This is a genomic window from Micromonospora sp. B9E7 (genome assembly GCF_039871815.1).
GTDB lineage: Bacteria > Actinomycetota > Actinomycetes > Mycobacteriales > Micromonosporaceae > Micromonospora.
The window spans coordinates 1-13,106 of the sequence record NZ_JBDPLX010000034.1 but is presented as its reverse complement, the minus strand read 5'-3'; the positions used below and the strand labels follow the sequence as shown (position 1 = coordinate 13,106).

The following is a 13,106-nucleotide window of genomic DNA, read 5'->3' as shown; positions in this document are numbered from 1 at the left end:
GTCCGATGACGAAGCTTCATTACCCGAGGATGCCGCTGTGGCCGGCGACGGCGGCAGCCTCGGCCCGGTTCGAGACCCGCAACTTGCGCAGCAGCGCGGCGGTCATCCGTTTCACCGTCCGTTCCGAGACGTGCAGTTCTTCGGCGATGTCGACGGTGCTGCGGCCGGCGGCGATCGCCCGCAGCAGCCGCCGTTCCTCGCCGTCCAGGTCGACGGGCGCGGAGCGGGTGGGCCGCAGAATGGTGCGCAGCAGTTCGGCCGGCAGCACCGCCCAGCCGTCGAGGATGGCCAGCAGCGGTGGCAGCAACTCCTCCGGTTCGCTGGTCTTGGGCAGGAACCCCTCGGCGCCGGCCCGCAGCGCGTCCGCCGCGGGCCCGGGGTCGGTGGAACCGGACATCGCGACCACCCGTACCCGGGGGGTGGTCCGTCGGATCGCGGCCACCGCCCGGATGCCGCCGGGTGGCGGCATGTGCAGGTCGACCAGTGCCAGGTCGGGCTGGCAGCGGCTGACCAGCGCGGCCGCGACGGCCGCGTCACCGGTCGAGGCGACCACTTCGGCCCGGCCGTCGGTGGTGATGGGGAGCAGCAACTCGAGGCCGCGGACGAAGAGCGGGTGATCGTCCACGACAACGAGTCGCAAGGTGGAGGCTCCCGGCATGTCTGCGCCGTTCCCCAGCGGGTACCGATCATGCGGGTTCGCACCATACGAGAGGAGTCGGGTGGATGCGCGTACGGCACGGTTTGCGGGACCTGCTGCGAGGGTTGCGCCGGATCGAGCCCGCCTCGGGTGAGCTGCGCACCCCGGCGGCCGATTCGGAGTTGCTGCTGCGCGTGTTGTGCCACGAGTTCCGGACACCGATCAGCACGCTGACCTCGCTGACCCGCGCGCTGGCCGACGAGCGCCGCGAGCTGACCAGCGACGACCGGCGGGCGATCAGTGAGCTGGCCCGCGACCAGGCCGCCCACCTGCAGAGCCTGCTGCGGGACGCGACCGCCGGCACCGGCGTCCTGGCGCTGACCCCGCAGCCGGAGCCGGCCGTCGCGTTGGCGGGCATCCTGCGGGAGGCCGCCGCGCTGGTGCCGGCCGGCCGGCGGCGGGCGCGGGCCACCCGGCGGGCGGCCTCCTGGCCGGTGCCGGCCGGACGCACTCGACAGGTCCTGGTCAACCTGGTGGAGAACGCGTTGCGGCACGGGCCACCGGACGGACAGGTCGGGCTCTACGCCACATTGCGCGGCTCCGGCCTGAGCATCCTGGTCACGGACGAGGGCCGGGTCGACGACGCGTTGCTGGTGGCGCTGCGGCGTCCGACGCCGGCGGTCGGGATGTCCGGGTTGGGCCTGTGGATCGCCCGGCAGCTCGTCGCGACGGACGGGGGAGCGTTGCGGGCGCACCGGCTACGGCCCCGCGGTGTGGCGCTGGAGGTGCTGCTGCCGATGGCCCGCCCGGTGCGCTGACCCGGCCGGGACACCGGTTGGCCCGCTCGGGTCACCGGGGCGGGAACGGCCTCCCTACCTGTTTCTGGTACCGAGGAGGTTGGATGTTCAGCCACGTCAAGGACCTGCAGTTCGAGGCCAAACCGGACGGCCCGGACGCCGCGTTCGCCCGGCGCCTGCAGGAGGTGCTGGGCGGCAAGTGGGGTGAGATGACAGTCGCCAACCAGTACCTGTTCCAGGGCTGGAACTGCCGGTTGCCCGGCAAGTACAAGGACCTGCTGCTCGACGTCGGCACCGAGGAGATGGGCCACGTCGAGATGATCGTCACCATGATCACCCGGCTGTTGGACAGCGCGCCGCTGTCGCTGACCGAGGGGATCGCGGAGGACCCCGGAGGCGCCGCGACCTACGCCGGCGAGAACCCGGCGCACTTCATCCACGGCGGTGGTGGCGCGCTGCCCGCCGACTCCAACGGGGTGCCCTGGAACGGCGCCTTCATCACCGCGAGCGGCAGCCTGTTGGCCGACTTCCAGCTCAACGTCACCGCCGAGGCGCAGGGTCGGCTCCAGGTCGCCCGGTTGTTCCACATGACCGACGACCCGGGCGTGAAGCAGATGCTGCGCTTCCTGCTGGCCCGCGACACCATGCACCAGAACATGTGGCTGGCGGCGATCGAGCAGCTCAAGGAGGACGGGCTGGAGGAGATGCCGGTGCCGGAGGCGTTCCCGGACTCGGGCGAGCTCGCCGAGGAGTACGCCTACACCTACCTGGGTTTCTCCTCGGGCACCGACGCCGCCCAGGGGCGCTGGGCCTCCGGGCCCGCACCGGACGGCAAGGGCGAGTTCCGGTACGACGACAACCCGCGGGCGAACGCGCCGGAACCGGTGCTGCCCCCGGGCGATCCACGGCTGTACGGCACCAATCCGGATGTGGCCGGCTCGCTGGTCAACACGGTGAAGAGCAAGCTCACCTGAGGTGTGCCGTCGGGTCGCCCACCGGTCCCGGGCGACCCGACGGACCGACCGGGGGAGTGGTCTGGGTCACAGGCCGGAACAAGGGGAACGCTTTGTTACTTGAGCCAGACACGCTCAACTCAACGTGATGGCAGGTGTTCGATGGCAACTCTTCCGGTACTTCCCCTGACCGACGCCGTGCTGCTGCCCGGGATGGTCATCCCGGTGACCCTCGACCCGTCCACCCAGGCCGCGATCGACGCCGCCCGCGCGACCGGCGACCGCAAGCTGCTCGCCGTGCCACGGATCGACGGCGAGTACGGCCCGGTCGGCGTGGTCGCCACCATCGAGAAGGTCGGCCGGCTGCCCGAGGGTGAGCCCGCCGCCGTCATCCGTGGCCTGTCCCGGGCCCGGATCGGCTCCGGAGTGCCCGGCCCCGGCGCCGCCCTCTGGGTCGAGGCGACCGAACTCGACGAACCCGCCTACGCCGGTCGGGCCCGGGAACTCGCCCGCGAGTACCGCGCACTGGTGACCTCCGTGCTTCAGCAGCGGGGCGCCTGGCAGGTCATCGACGCGGTGGAGCGGATGACCGACCTGTCCGAGTTGGCCGACTCGGCCGGCTACGCGCCCTGGCTGACCCTGGACCAGAAGACCGAGCTGCTCGCCGCGCCGGACGTGACCGCCCGGCTGGAGCTGCTGGTCGGCTGGGTGAAGGACTACCTGGCCGAGCAGGAGGTCACCGAACAGATCAACAGTGACGTCCGCGAGGGGCTGGAGAAGTCCCAGCGCGAGTTCCTGCTGCGCCAGCAGCTCGCCGCGATCCGCAAGGAGCTGGGCGAGGACGAGCCGGACGGCTCCGCCGACTACCGGTCCCGGGTCGAGTCCGCCGAGCTGCCGGAGAAGGTCCGCGAGGCGGCCATGCGCGAGGTCGGCAAGCTGGAGCGGGCCAGTGACGCCTCCCCGGAGGCGGGCTGGATCCGTACCTGGCTGGACACCGTCCTCGAGATGCCGTGGGGCACGCGTACCGAGGACAACACCGACCTGGCCGCGGCCCGGGCGGTGCTCGACGCCGACCACGCCGGCCTGGCCGACGTGAAGGACCGCATCCTGGAGTACCTGGCCGTGCGCAACCGGCGGGCCGAGCGCAACCTCGGTGTGGTCGGCGGTCGCGGCTCCGGCGCGGTGCTCGCCCTCGCCGGCCCTCCCGGTGTGGGTAAGACCAGCCTCGGCGAGTCCGTGGCGCGGGCGCTCGGGCGTAACTTCGTCCGGGTGTCGCTCGGCGGTGTCCGCGACGAGGCGGAGATCCGCGGTCACCGGCGCACCTACGTGGGCGCGCTGCCCGGCCGGATCGTCCGCGCGCTGCGCGAGGCCGGTTCGATGAACCCGGTCGTGCTCCTCGACGAGGTGGACAAGCTGGCCGCCGGCTACGCCGGTGACCCGGCCGCCGCCCTGCTGGAGGTGCTCGACCCGGCCCAGAACCACACCTTCCGGGATCACTACCTGGAGGTCGACCTCGACCTGTCCGACGTGCTGTTCCTGGCCACCGCCAACGTGGTGGAGTCCATCCCCGGCCCGCTGTTGGACCGGATGGAGCTGGTCACCCTGGACGGCTACACCGAGGACGAGAAGGTCGCCATCGCCCGGGACCACCTGCTGCCCCGGCAGCGGGAGCGGGCCGGGCTGACCGCCGACGAGGTGCAGATCGCCGACGAGGCGTTGGCGCTGATCGCCGGGGAGTACACCCGGGAGGCCGGCGTCCGGCAGCTCGAACGTGGCCTCGCCAAGATCCTGCGCAAGGTGGCGGTGACGTTGGCGACCGACCCGTCGCCGGTACGCGTCGACACCGACAACCTCGCCGGCTTCCTGGGGCGGCCGAAGTTCACCCCGGAATCCGCCGAACGCACCGCGGTGCCCGGCGTGGCGACCGGCCTCGCCGTCACCGGCGCCGGTGGGGACGTGCTCTTCATCGAGGCGACCAGCATGGAGGGCGAGCCGGGGCTGACCCTGACCGGCCAGCTCGGCGACGTGATGAAGGAGTCGGCGCACATCGCCCTGTCCTACCTGCGCTCCAACGGGCGGCGGTTCGGCATCGACCCGAACGCCCTGGCGGGACGCCGGATCCACGTCCACTTCCCGGCGGGCGCGGTGCCCAAGGACGGCCCGAGCGCCGGCATCACCATGGTGACCGCCCTGGCGTCGCTGGTCACCGGCCGTCCGGTGCGTCCCGAGTTCGGGATGACCGGTGAGGTGACGCTCTCCGGTCGGGTGCTGCCGATCGGCGGGGTGAAGCAGAAGCTGCTCGCCGCGCACCGGGCCGGCCTCACCGAGGTGATCATCCCGGCGCGTAACGAGCCCGACCTGGACGACCTGCCGACCGAGGTGCGCGAGGCGCTGACCGTGCACACCCTGGCCGACGTGGCCGACGTGCTCGCCCTGGCGCTGCGCCCGGCCGACGTCCCGGCGCTGGACGGTCCGGCGCTCTTCACCGTCTGACGCTCCGGACACAAGGGAACCCCGCCGTCTTCTGACGGCGGGGTTCCCTTGTGTCCGCGCGGGGAGGTCTACTGTCTCGCTTGAGCCCTCAACTACCTCTTCGCCGCGAGGCGTCCCCCAGGAGGAAACCCCGTGAACCTGGTGCTCTGGATCATCCAGATCATGCTCGCCGTCGTCTTCGCCGGCGTCGGCTTCGCCAAGCTGACCCAGTCCAAGGACAAGCTGCGTGAGCTGATGCGATGGGTGGACCCGGTCCCGCCCACCCAGGTCAAGGCGCTCGGCGCCGTCGAGCTGCTGGCCGCCGTCGGGCTGGTGCTGCCCGCACTCACCGGCATCGCCACCGTGCTCACCCCGTTGGCCGCCGTCGGGCTGGTCATCGTCATGATCGGGGGCATCCTGGTGCACCTGCGCGACAGGAAGAAGCAGGACACCCCGCAGGGGCGTCGCACGGAGATCCAGGGCGCGATCACCTGCGCGGTGCTGCTGGTGCTCGCCGCCGTGGTGGCGTGGGGCCGCTTCGGGCCGTACTCCTTCTGATCCGGCACGCCGGCGACCGTCGTACCCGGCGGTCGCCGGCGGCGTGCTCAGGCCGGCGGTCGCCGGCGGCGTGCTCAGCGCTCGTCGCCTCCGCGGTCGCGGCGCACGGTCGCCTTGCGGCCCTTGATCGTGCTCTGACGCAGCCCGGAGATCACCTCGTCGGCCACCCCCTGCGGCACCTCCACCAGGGAGAACCGGTCGGCTATCTCGATCGAGCCGATGTCCCGGCCACGGATCCCGGTCTCGCCGGTGATGGCGCCGACCAGGTCCTGGGGGCGCACCCCCGCGCGTCGACCCAGGCCGACGAAGACCTGGACGGTGTTGCCACCGCCGGAGCGTGGACGGCCCCCGCCCCGCCGATCGCCGCCCCGGCCGCCGGACTCCGGTCGACCCTCACGGGGACCGCGTACCGGAACCTGCGGGATCTCCTCCTCGTCGTCGGAGCCCGGCGACGTCACCTCGTGGGCCAACTTCACGGCGGCGAGGGCGACCTCCATCAGGTCGAACTCGTCGGTCAGCGTCTCCACGATCACCCGGTACGGGTCGAGATCGTCCTCCAGCAGGCTCTCGCGCAGCGCCGCCTGGGTCAGCTCCAACCGGCGGGTCCGCATGTCCGCCACGGTGGGGATCTTGTCGATGGTGATCCGCTGACCGGTCACCCGCTCGATGGTCTTGAGCATCCGGTGCTCGCGCGGCTCGGCGAGGGTGATCGCCACGCCCTCGCGGCCGGCCCGGCCCACCCGGCCGATCCGGTGCACGTACGACTCGGGGGCGGACGGCACGTCGTAGTTGACGACGTGGGTGAGCTGCTCGACGTCGAGCCCACGGGCCGCCACGTCGGTGGCCACCAGCAGGTCGGCGGTGCCCGCCCGCAGCCGACCCATCACCCGGTCGCGCTGCTCCTGGCTCATGCCACCGTGCAACGCCTCGGAGCGGTATCCCCGGCCGTTCATCGTCTCGGTCAGCCGGTCGACCTCTTCCCGGCTGCGGCAGAACACGATCGCGGCGGTGGGCGACTCGACGTCCAGCACCCGACCCAGTGCGGCCGGCTTGTGCGCGCGGGTCACGATGTACGCGCTCTGCCGCACCCGGGGCGCCTCACCCGCGACCGGCTGCTCCCGGCCGATCTCGATCCGGACCGGCTCGCGGAGGTGCTGCCGGGCCATCCCGTCGATGCGCGAGGGCATGGTGGCCGAGAAGAGCACCGTCTGCCGCTGCGCCGGAGCGTGTTCCAGGATCGCCTCGATGTCCTCGGCGAAGCCCATGTCGAGCATCTCGTCGGCCTCGTCGAGCACGACCGTGGCAAGGCCACCGAGGCGCAGGGTGCCCCGGGCGATGTGGTCGAGGGCGCGTCCCGGGGTGGCCACCACCACGTCCACGCCGCTGTCGAGTGCCCGCAGCTGTCGTCCGATCGGCTGCCCACCGTAGATCGGCAGCACCCGGGCGCCCAGGTCCTTGCCGTAGCGGTGGAACGCCTCGGACACCTGGACGGCCAGCTCACGGGTCGGCACCAACACCAGCGCGACCGGGTCACCGCCCCGGCGGTGGGCGGTCATGAGGTTCAGCAGCGGAAGCGCGAACGCCGCCGTCTTCCCGGTGCCGGTGGCCGCCTGACCCAGCAGGTCCCGACCCTCCAGCAGCGGTGGGATCGCCTCCCGCTGGATGGGTGTCGGCTCCTCGTAGCCGAGGGCGGACAGCGCGCCCAGCAGTTCGGCGCGCAGGCCGAGCTCGGTGAAGGCGTTCCCCTCGTCGGTGCCGGCGGGGGTGGCGTCGGACGGTGCGTCGTGCTGTGCAGGTGCGGAACTCATGTGCCAAGCCTTTCATCACGCCGTCCAGGCCGCTGCGCCGACCGCCACAAGAGCTGTCCCCGAGCCCGTGCGCCGGCTGTTCCGCGATCCCGGTGGCGGCCTCGATCAGGCGTCGACGGTCAGGATGGCCAGCACCATCACCGCGGCGAGGGCCACGTCGAGCACCGCGCAGAACTCGGCGTAGCCGCGCGGCACCACCCGGCGGTTGCGGTGGTGCACGACGTCCCAGCCGGCGTGCGTCAACCACCCGAGCGCCACCAGCCAGTCGGCGGTCCGCCCGCCGGCCAGCACCGCGACCAGCGTCAGGGCGACCCAGCCGGCCAGACCGGTGAGCTGGGTGGCGAGCACGCCCCGCCCGCCCAGCGTGCGGCGGGCCATGCCGATCACCAGGTAGCCGCCGGGCAGCACCAGCATCGTCCACGGGCTGAGCACGCCCGGGTCGACCCACATGTCCACGGTCACCAGCAGCGCCAACCCGGCCGGCCAGCGGTGGGCGAGCGCCACCACGACCCGGTGTCGGCGTACCGGCGCCGGCGCCTCGTGGCGGTGTCGGACCGCCACCAGCACCATCGCGGGAATCATCAGCAGGTGGCCGCCGAGCAGCAGCGCGTCGGCGTCGATCAGGCCGACCCGAAACGGCACGAACAGCAGCAGGAACGGGACGTACATCGCGGCGGCCATCTCGCCGACCGCGTGCCAGCGGTGCGCCCGGTAGCGCATCACCACAGTCATCCCGACTGTCATGTTCGTGGCCATCACCAGAGCGGCGACCTCCGGTCGGGCCAGCGCGTCGCCGACTCCCAGCGCGGTGCCGGCCAGCTCCCACAACGGGCCGAGCAGCAGCATCCCGGCGACCATCGCCAGGGCCATCTCGCCCAGGTGCCACAGCAGCCGCCGCCTGCTCCTGGCCGGGGCCGCGGTGGTCGGTGTCGCGGTGGTTGGTGTCGGGGCCGAGGGGGCCGGCTCGGCGGTGGGTAGGGGCGCGGGCGACGGTACGGCGGTGGCGCTGTCCGCGTACATCCGGGTGTTTTCCATGCCTCGACCCTGCCGGTGTCCCAGGTGTGGCCGGCAGACCCGTTCGTCACGGGAAAACCGTGTGGGACCGTCGGTCCGACCGTGACAGTTCGCATGGGTGGACCGTGTGCCGGGCGGCCCTAGGATCGGTGCGTGGCGAGCGAGGCGGTGACTCCCCGGGCGGACCGCCGGCTGCGCCGCGCCCGACAGGCGACGCTGGTGTCGCTGGCCACCGGCCTCTGGGCGAGCGTCCTGCTACCGGCGGTCGGCCTGACCCGCGAGCCCGACCCGAGCCGGGTGGCGCTCGGCGCGGTCGGCATCCTCGCCTTCGTGATCGCCCAGACCGTCGTCCTGTACGCGGCCGTGACGCCGTGGCTCGACAGGCGCTGGCGGCGTCGGGCCGAGCTGAGCCTGGTCGCGGTGGCGGCGCTGACCGTTCCGCTGGTGGGTCCGGTGGCGGCCGGCAGGTGGCCGACCTGGGCCTGGCTCGGCGCGGCGCTGATCGGTATGACGCCGCTGCTGGTGCGGTGGCGCGCCGCGCTGGCGGTCGCGGTCGGTGTCCTGGCGGTGGCGGTCGCGGTGGCCTGGTGGACAGGCGGTTCCGTTCCGCGCCACCTCGCCGTGACCGGTGGGATCGGCGTGGCCGTGGCCGCCGTCAACGGGTTCCAGGTGTGGTTCTGGGACCTGCTCGTGGAGGCCCGACAGGGCCAGGCCGCCCAGGCCCGGCTGGCCGCCGCCGAGGAGCGGCTGCGCTTCGCCCGCGACGTGCACGACGTCCTGGGGCACCGCCTCACCGTGATCGCGTTGAAGGCCGAACTCGCCGCCCGGCTCGCCCCGGTCGACCCGGAACGGGCCGGGCGGGAAGCCGCCGAGGTGCAACGGATGGCCGCCTCCGCGCTGAGCGAGGTACGGGAGACCGTGCACGGCTACCGGGCCGTCGACCTCGACGAACAGCTCACCGCGGTGGTGGGGGTGCTGCGCTCCTGCGGGGTGCGGTGCACGGTTCTGCCACTGCCGGCGGACCTGCCGCAGCCGGCCGCCACCGAACTGGCGGCGGTGCTGCGCGAGGCGAGCACCAACGTGCTGCGGCACAGCCGGGCGGACTGGTGTCGGATCCGCATCGATCGGGAGGATGACGTGGCCAGGATGACGGTGGCCAACGACGGCGCCGACAACCGTGGCCCGGACGCGCACAGCCACGGCCTGCGAGGGCTGGCCGACCGGCTCGCCGCTGCCGGGGGCGAGTTGCGGGTACGCCGGGAGGACGCGATCTTCACCCTCGAAGCCACCGTGCCGGCGCCGTCGTGATCCGCGTCCTGCTCGCCGACGACGAGGACCTGATCCGGGTCGCCGTCGCCGCGCTGCTCGGCCTGGAGCCGGACATCGAGGTGGTGGCACACGCCGCCGACGGGACGACAGCAGTCACCGCGGCGCTGGCGCACCGTCCGGACGTGGCAGTGGTGGACCTGGAGATGCCCGGCCTGGACGGCATCGCGGTAGCCGCCGAGCTGACCCGGGTCCGACCCGACTGCGCGGTGGTCGTGCTGACCGGCCACGGTCGTCCCGGGCACCTGCGCCAGGCGTTGACCGCCGGCGCCCGCGGGTTCCTGCCCAAGGGCTCGCCGGGTGGGGCGCTCGCCGACGTGATCCGCCGGGTGCACGCCGGGGGTCGCTACGTCGACCCGTCGCTGGCCGCCGACGCGTTGACCCTGCCCCCGTGCCCGCTGACCCCTCGGGAACTGGAGACGCTCCGGCTGGCCGAGGTCGGTGCCCCGGTTGCGGTGATCGCCCGTCGGGTGCACCTGTCCACCGGCACCGTGCGCAACCACCTCTCCGCCGCCGTGCAGAAGCTCGGCGCCGCCGACCGGGCCGAGGCGGTGCGCACCGCCCGGGACAACGGCTGGCTCTGACGGCGTCAGCAGCGGCTTGCCCGGCTAACGTGTCGGGGTGCGTACGGTGGAACTGGTCTGCTCGCCCGGCCTGGAGGTCGCGGTCCGGGCGGTCTGGGGCCGGCTGGCCGCCGCCGGGTTGCCCAGCCTGGCCCGCAACATCCATCCGACCAACCGGCCGCACCTCACCCTCGCCGCCGTCGACGAGTTCCCGCCGGGGGTCGAGCACCGCCTGGCCGAGTTGTTCGACGCCGCGTTGCCGGTGCCGGTGACGCTCGACCGGGTCGTCGTCCTCGACGGCAGCGCCCCACTGGTCTGGCTCGTCCGACCCACTCCGGCGCTGACCGCGCTGCACGCCGCCGTCTGGGACGTTCTCGCCGAGGCCGGCGGACACCGCCCGTGGCATGCGCCCGACGCATGGGTGCCGCACCTGAGTCTGGCTCTGCGGTTCCGCAACGCGGACCTGCGGCTGGCCCGTGCCGTCACCGGTGGGCAGCGCCCGACGGGCGACTTCGACGCCGCCCGCAGCTACGACGGCACGGACCGGTCGGTGACCGCGCTGGCCGGGCGCGGTTGAGGTCGTTCCACGTCGTCCCGCACCTCAGTTGCTGCCCCCGCCCCCACCGCCGTCGCCGCCTCCGCCTCCGCCGTCGCCCCCGCCACTGAACTCGCCGCCACCACCACCGCCGCCCGCACCGCCGGCGTAGCCGTGGCGGCCGTCGATGAAGGGCAGGTCGCCGCGAATGCCGGGTGGCTTGGGCCGCTTGCCCGGCCCGGCGAGGTGTTGCAGGCAGACCCGGCCGGAGACCGGGAAGCATTCGCCACGGCCTCCGCAGTCGGCCAGGTAGCGGTTGCCATCGTGGATGTGCAGTTCCTGGTCCACCCGGAACAGCAGCGGAAGGCCGGTCGGGCCACAACCCTCGTCCCGCCGGCCGTGGCCCAGCGTGGCGAGCAGGAGAGGCCCGCGATTGGTGGTGGTCGAGTCGTCGCTCGCCGCGAACGTCGGTCGGTGGTGCGTAGAGCCCCCGAACGCGGCGTCGCAGAAGGTGGCGTAGTCCCGCGCGTGGAGGGTCAGCTCCTGCCACAGGTCGTCCACGACCACCGAGGGCATGGACAGCTTCGCGTTGGGCTGGCGGGCGATGATCCGGAACCACTGCCGGGTCGCGGTCTCGACGAGAACGAGGTCGTCGTCGCTGAGATGGGGATACCGGTTTCGTAGATGGTGTCGCCCGCTGGCAGGAAACCGCAGGTCGGACACGGCGCGGAGTCGGCGAGGGGTGCGGTCGCTTCTGAACTTCGTCCAGATCATCCGGTGACTTCCATCCGCCCGCGCTGCGGGCGCTAAGGCCCCGACCTGCCGAAGTGGCGTCGTGGCTCCTTCAGAGTAGGGCAGTAGGCAAGCACCTCACCGACGCCTGTCAGGCAGGGCTGTACGCGGTGGCCAGCGCCATCGCCCATGCGATCGCGCAGCCCGACGCCGTCGATGTCAACGAGATCATCATGCGGTCCACCGCGCAGGGCTGAACACGTACGAGGAGGAGAACGATCATGAGTGAAGCGCTTGAGATGACGACATTCCGGCTCGTCCCCGGCCTCACCGGCGCCGACTTCGTCAGAGCCAACAGGGACATCGACGACTACCTACGACGCCAGCCGGGCTTCCGCTGGCGCCGCATCACCGAGACCGATGATGGCACGATCACCGACATCGTCGCCTGGGACTCGGTCGCGGACGGCCGGCGCAGCGCGTCAGGGATCATGACCAAGATGGCCGACTCGCCGGTGCACGCGACCATCGACCACGCCACCGTCGACTTCCGGATCGTCCCGGTGCTGCACGAGGTCACCTGATCGTGGCGGCCGTTTGGTTCGAGCCAACACCCGCACCGCTGGTGCGCCGCCACCGCCGGGCATGATGAGGCGATGACCGCAGGCACCGAGGGGCGGGGGATGGCCGAGCTGGCCGCTTTGCTGGCCGACGGCACCCGGGCCGGCATCTGTGTCGCGCTGCTCGACGGGCGGGCGTGGACCGCCGGCGAGCTCGCCCGCCGTGCCGGTGTCGCCCAGTCGACGGCCAGCGACCACCTCACCCGCCTGGTCCGGGGTGGACTGCTGGTCGAGGAACGGCAGGGCCGGCACCGCTATCTGCGGCTGGCCGGGCCGTCGGTGGCCCAGCTGATCGAACACCTGGCCGGACATGCCCCGCCCCCATCCGCGCCGACCGGCTCGTTGCGCGCGGCGACCGCCACCGCCGCCCTGGCGTACGCCCGGACCTGCTACGACCACCTGGCCGGGCGACTCGGCGTGCTGATGTATGACGCGCTGCTGGCCGGCGGACGATTGGACCGGTCCAGTGGGTTGGCGTTGACGGCGGACGGGTGGGCGTGGGCGACTGAACTGGGCGTACCAGTGCACCTGCTGCGCACCGGTCGACGCCCGGTGGTCCGGGACTGCCTGGACTGGACCGAGCGCCGTCCGCACCTGGCCGGAGCGCTCGGCGCGGCGCTTTGCCGCCGGTTCACCGATCTGGGCTGGATCAGCCAGGGCATCGGTCGCTCCATCCGTCTCACCCCCACCGGCCGCGTCGCCCTCGCCGAAACCCTGGATGTCCCCGACGGCACCCTCGCCCCCGCACCTTCCTCGGTACCCAGCAGCGGCCGAGCCTGACTCGCAGCGGCAGCCGGCGGGGCACCACATCCTGGACAACGCCGTTGAGTTAGGGCTATGGCCGGCGGTCAACCCCCTGCTGGATAACGGGGTCCTGTGTAGATCAACGTGCGTCGAGCAACAGGACCACGCCGATCTTGCAATTGCCGTCGCCAACATTGGTGGATATGCCCCTTACATCGGGAGGGAGACTGCGAGATCGCGGAGCAGAGTCAGCTCGCCCCGTCGATCATGAAGTTGTGGTGCCTGATTCGGCGCTTTACGCGCGCTTTGTCACCCACCACAACTCCATGATCGACGGGGCGGGGCGG

General features: G+C 72.6%; 14 protein-coding genes. 10 read left to right on the top strand and 4 right to left on the bottom strand.

The window, feature by feature from the left end; translation table 11 throughout:
* Positions 1-19: 19 nt before the first annotated feature.
* Positions 20-640 (bottom strand): response regulator transcription factor, encoded by a 621-nt coding sequence (locus ABGB10_RS32275; protein WP_347664761.1) that lies wholly within the window; start codon positions 638-640, stop codon positions 20-22.
* Positions 641-723: 83 nt separating this feature from the next.
* Here ABGB10_RS32275 and ABGB10_RS32270 point away from each other — a divergent pair, with 83 nt between their 5' ends.
* The 4 genes from ABGB10_RS32270 (at position 724) to ABGB10_RS32255 (ending at position 5,417) form a co-directional block, all read left to right on the top strand.
* Positions 724-1,455 (top strand): HAMP domain-containing sensor histidine kinase, encoded by a 732-nt coding sequence (locus tag ABGB10_RS32270; RefSeq protein WP_347664759.1) that lies wholly within the window; start codon positions 724-726, stop codon positions 1,453-1,455.
* 83 nt (positions 1,456-1,538) lie between these two features.
* Positions 1,539-2,408 carry a manganese catalase family protein gene (locus tag ABGB10_RS32265; protein WP_347664758.1) on the top strand — a complete coding sequence of 290 codons (870 nt, stop codon included), beginning with the start codon at positions 1,539-1,541 and terminating at the stop codon, positions 2,406-2,408.
* 141 nt (positions 2,409-2,549) lie between these two features.
* Positions 2,550-4,880, top strand: a complete 2,331-nt coding sequence (lon, locus tag ABGB10_RS32260; RefSeq protein ID WP_347664757.1) for an endopeptidase La — start codon at positions 2,550-2,552, stop codon at positions 4,878-4,880.
* A 132-nt stretch (positions 4,881-5,012) separates the two neighbouring features.
* On the top strand, positions 5,013-5,417 hold the full coding sequence (locus tag ABGB10_RS32255; RefSeq protein WP_347664756.1) for a DoxX family protein: 405 nt from the start codon (positions 5,013-5,015) through the stop codon (positions 5,415-5,417).
* Between the two features lie 74 nt (positions 5,418-5,491).
* Here the strand turns inward: ABGB10_RS32255 and ABGB10_RS32250 are convergent, their stop codons facing one another.
* Together ABGB10_RS32250 and ABGB10_RS32245 are read right to left on the bottom strand one after the other, a co-directional pair.
* Complete coding sequence (locus ABGB10_RS32250) at positions 5,492-7,225, bottom strand: DEAD/DEAH box helicase (protein WP_347664755.1); 1,734 nt, start codon at positions 7,223-7,225, stop codon at positions 5,492-5,494.
* Positions 7,226-7,330: 105 nt separating this feature from the next.
* The gene (locus ABGB10_RS32245; RefSeq protein ID WP_347664754.1) at positions 7,331-8,260 is read right to left on the bottom strand and encodes a hypothetical protein; all 930 of its coding nucleotides are present in this window, start codon (positions 8,258-8,260) and stop codon (positions 7,331-7,333) included.
* Between the two features lie 132 nt (positions 8,261-8,392).
* Here ABGB10_RS32245 and ABGB10_RS32240 point away from each other — a divergent pair, with 132 nt between their 5' ends.
* The 3 genes from ABGB10_RS32240 to ABGB10_RS32230 are packed head-to-tail and all read left to right on the top strand — an operon-like array spanning position 8,393 to position 10,705.
* Positions 8,393-9,547: a histidine kinase gene (locus ABGB10_RS32240; protein ID WP_347664753.1), complete on the top strand. Its 1,155-nt coding sequence runs from the start codon at positions 8,393-8,395 to the stop codon at positions 9,545-9,547.
* A complete protein-coding gene (locus ABGB10_RS32235) occupies positions 9,544-10,149 on the top strand; it encodes a response regulator transcription factor (RefSeq protein ID WP_347664752.1) in 606 nt (201 codons plus the stop codon). The genes ABGB10_RS32240 and ABGB10_RS32235 overlap by 4 nt, the downstream gene beginning before the upstream one ends.
* Before the next feature lie 37 nt (positions 10,150-10,186).
* Positions 10,187-10,705: a 2'-5' RNA ligase family protein gene (locus ABGB10_RS32230; protein ID WP_347664751.1), complete on the top strand. Its 519-nt coding sequence runs from the start codon at positions 10,187-10,189 to the stop codon at positions 10,703-10,705.
* A 24-nt stretch (positions 10,706-10,729) separates the two neighbouring features.
* Here the strand turns inward: ABGB10_RS32230 and ABGB10_RS32225 are convergent, their stop codons facing one another.
* Entirely contained in the window at positions 10,730-11,386 is a 657-nt protein-coding gene (locus ABGB10_RS32225) for a hypothetical protein (RefSeq protein WP_347664750.1), read from the bottom strand.
* 104 nt (positions 11,387-11,490) lie between these two features.
* Between ABGB10_RS32225 and ABGB10_RS32220 the strand changes: the two genes are divergently transcribed.
* From ABGB10_RS32220 to ABGB10_RS32210, 3 genes are all read left to right on the top strand, one after another.
* A complete protein-coding gene (locus tag ABGB10_RS32220; protein WP_347664749.1) occupies positions 11,491-11,652 on the top strand; it encodes a hypothetical protein in 162 nt (53 codons plus the stop codon).
* A 24-nt stretch (positions 11,653-11,676) separates the two neighbouring features.
* Positions 11,677-11,979 (top strand): hypothetical protein, encoded by a 303-nt coding sequence (locus tag ABGB10_RS32215; RefSeq protein WP_347664748.1) that lies wholly within the window; start codon positions 11,677-11,679, stop codon positions 11,977-11,979.
* Positions 11,980-12,051: 72 nt separating this feature from the next.
* Complete coding sequence (locus ABGB10_RS32210) at positions 12,052-12,795, top strand: winged helix-turn-helix domain-containing protein (protein WP_347664747.1); 744 nt, start codon at positions 12,052-12,054, stop codon at positions 12,793-12,795.
* Positions 12,796-13,106: the final 311 nt, after the last annotated feature.

Bases quoted from the DNA above. Each gene is read 5' to 3' on its own strand.
- lon (WP_347664757.1), top strand. From the start codon at position 2,550: ATGGCAACTCTTCCGGTACTTCCCCTGACCGACGCCGTGCTGCTGCCC.
- ABGB10_RS32250 (WP_347664755.1), bottom strand. From the start codon at position 7,225: ATGAGTTCCGCACCTGCACAGCACGACGCACCGTCCGACGCCACCCCC.
- ABGB10_RS32215 (WP_347664748.1), top strand. From the start codon at position 11,677: ATGAGTGAAGCGCTTGAGATGACGACATTCCGGCTCGTCCCCGGCCTC.
- ABGB10_RS32265 (WP_347664758.1), top strand. From the start codon at position 1,539: ATGTTCAGCCACGTCAAGGACCTGCAGTTCGAGGCCAAACCGGACGGC.
- ABGB10_RS32270 (WP_347664759.1), top strand. From the start codon at position 724: ATGCGCGTACGGCACGGTTTGCGGGACCTGCTGCGAGGGTTGCGCCGG.
- ABGB10_RS32210 (WP_347664747.1), top strand. From the start codon at position 12,052: ATGACCGCAGGCACCGAGGGGCGGGGGATGGCCGAGCTGGCCGCTTTG.
- ABGB10_RS32245 (WP_347664754.1), bottom strand. From the start codon at position 8,260: ATGGAAAACACCCGGATGTACGCGGACAGCGCCACCGCCGTACCGTCG.